General features: G+C 65.7%; 1 protein-coding gene. It reads right to left on the bottom strand.

Annotation, left to right across the window (positions count from 1 at the left end; translation table 11 throughout):
* Positions 1-101: 101 nt before the first annotated feature.
* On the bottom strand, positions 102-1,153 hold a 1,052-nt coding region (locus VBE63_RS29930), incomplete at its 5' end, for a hypothetical protein (RefSeq protein WP_323686606.1).

Here is a 1,153-nt window from a genome sequence, read left to right as displayed (position 1 = left end):
TTTATGACTGTGGGGAATAATCATCGGCGACCGCTTTGGTCGAGTTGACCGTCAAAACCTTGACTTCAGTCACAGTGGCGAACCAAACGGGGCGATGACGTTCAGGCGCACGCCTTTCGCAGCGGATCGAGATGCAACGCTGGCCGCTTCAGCGCAAAGCCTATCGCTTGCGCCAGTCCCACGGCCGTTGGTGATCTCCAGACACCGACCAGATGCCGCGCCCTGCGGCTTTGGTGCTGGCCTCGGCCTGGCGGTAGCTCGGATCGGCGCAGTAGCGGCGATAGACGGCGGCTTGGCCGGCTTCGACCATGGCGCGGTGCCAGTGGTCGCCGCTTTCGGTGCCCCAGGGGTGTTGCTGGATCTCGAGGGCATCGATGCAGTAGAGACGGACCTTGCGCTTGAGGCCGCTGTAGTTGACGTGCATGGGGCCGTCGACGTCGTAGATGCTGGCGACTTGGCAGCCGTCGCTGTCGGCGGTGCGCTGCAGCCAGGGTAGCCCGGTGCCGCCGATGAGCCAGGGGATGGCGATGCCCGCGCCGGCGAATGCCCACCAGATCAGCAGGCGATGATGGAGCGGCAGCAGACGATGCCAGGGGATGGTGCGGCGGGTCATGGCGCAGTGTCCTGCGTTGCAGGAGTGGCGGGATGGTGGCGGATGAGGCGTTGAGCGTCGGCACTTCGGGGATCTCGGCGCCGGTTTGGTGACGGACTTGGGCGGTGAGATTGACCTCGCGCAGGGTCTTGCCGGCCCACAGTTCTAAGCGCTCGGGGCGGGTGTAGATGAGGCGCACGGTGTCGCTGGCGACCTCGAGCGTCGGCGGGTTGGCCTTGAGGCCTTGCAGCAGGACGGTGCCGACCAAGTAGACCTCGCCGACCTCCTCGAACGGCTGCAGGGCCTCGCGGATAGTCGAGGCGGCGAGCGGTGCGCCTTGGATCGGGCGGCTGCTAGTCTCGATCGGCTCGCCGTGCAGAATCTTGGGGTGGCTCGCGTGCAAGTTGCAGTTGGAACTGGCACAGAGCGATTGCGGGCCGCTATCGGAGACGACGATGAAGCCAGCGGTCGACCAGGGGCCGATGATCGGATAGGTGCCGGAGACGTCGGTATAGGTGCGGTTGTCGCGGCCGGTGATCTTGACGCTGAAGCGGGCCGTGC

Source organism: Lamprobacter sp. (assembly GCF_034860625.1).
Lineage (GTDB): Bacteria > Pseudomonadota > Gammaproteobacteria > Chromatiales > Chromatiaceae > Lamprobacter.
The sequence above is the reverse complement of the archived record's forward strand: the minus strand, read 5'-3'. Positions and strand labels throughout refer to the sequence as shown.